This window comes from Streptococcus sp. 2022WUSS135 (assembly GCF_044427045.1).
In the GTDB taxonomy this organism is placed as follows: Bacteria; Bacillota; Bacilli; order Lactobacillales; family Streptococcaceae; genus Streptococcus; species Streptococcus hashimotonensis.
Window position 1 is genome coordinate 1 of the sequence record NZ_JAOTGL010000061.1, and the last position, 1,367, is coordinate 1,367.

Below are 1,367 nucleotides of genomic sequence, written 5' to 3' on the forward strand. Positions count from 1 at the left end.
CGAAAATCAAGCAATGACACATATTGCACACAGGCTATCCATCTCAACATCATCAGTTATCAGAAAGCTCAATGAGTTCAAGTTTGAAACAGATTGGAACACCTTACCTGAGGTGTTGAGCTGGGATGAGTATGCCTTTAAGAAAGGGAAGATGAGCTTTATCGCTCAAGATTTCAACTCCCTAAACGTCATTGCTATTCTGGACGGAAGAACTCAAGCAACCATCCGAAACCACTTTCTACGCTATCCTAGAAAGGTTAGAAATCAGGTCAAAGTCATTACCATGGATATGTTTAGTCCCTACTACAAATTGGCTAGACAACTATTTCCAAACGCCAAGATTGTTCTGGATCGCTTTCATATCGTGCAACACCTTAGTCGTGCTATGAACCGTGTCCGTATTCAAATTATGAACCAACTTGATAGAAAATCGCAGGAATACCGAGCTTTGAAACGCTACTGGAAATTGATTCAACAGGATAGTCGTAAACTCAGCGATAAACGATTTTATCGCCCTATGTTTCGGATGCATTTAACCAACAAGGAAATCCTGGAAAAACTACTGTCCTACTCGGAGGAGTTACGACAACACTATGAACTCTATCAATTTCTCTTATTCCATTTCCAAAAGAAGAACTCAGACCATTTCTTTGACCTTATCGAACAGAAAATAGCCACTGTTAATCCTATTTTCCAGACGGTATTTAATACTCAATTAAAATCAAAAATAGCTGATATCCAATCTCTATATACAATTGATTTGAGTTGATAAACAGTTAAGGTTTGAATAATCTCTTGAAGTTTATCAATTACCTCATTTAAAGTCTTAAATACTTTATTCTTGAAACCAAGTTTACGAATCTCAGCCCAGACTTGCTCAATAGGATTCATTTCAGGTGTATAGGGTGGAATGAAGGTGAATTCTATATTCTCAGGAATATTTATTGTCCTCGATTTATGCCAAATGGCATTATCCATGACTAAAATAATATAATCTTCTGGATAAGCAGCCGATAGCTGGCGTAGAAATTCATTCATCCAATCACTATTACATCCGCCTGCTATGATGGCCTCTATGGGCATCCACAGCTCCATAACAATAGCGGTACTCACGAATATGGTGACTAGCTACGTGAGGACGATAACCTTTAGGAGACCAACACGAACCAAGTTTACTGATACGCCCAAAACCCGCCTCATCCTGATACATAAGGCGAACTTGTTGATATTCTTTTCCATTAATAAAACGCTTACTCACTCTCTCCTTGAATAAAGATTTTATTTTTAGACGCTAAAATGGTTTCGGCGTCTGCTTTTTTCGGATGTTGGGGACGTGGGCTAACTTTACGCCAACCATGACGTTTCAG

At 38.7% G+C, this 1,367-nt stretch carries 2 pseudogenes; one reads left to right on the forward strand and one right to left on the reverse strand.

What is annotated here, in order from left to right:
* A pseudogene (locus ODU45_RS09910) lies at nt 1-727 on the forward strand (ISL3 family transposase); the annotation flags it as partial.
* Here the strand turns inward: ODU45_RS09910 and ODU45_RS09915 are convergent.
* A pseudogene (locus tag ODU45_RS09915) lies at nt 712-1,367 on the reverse strand (IS630 family transposase); the annotation flags it as partial. The pseudogenes ODU45_RS09910 and ODU45_RS09915 sit on opposite strands and share 16 nt — an antisense overlap.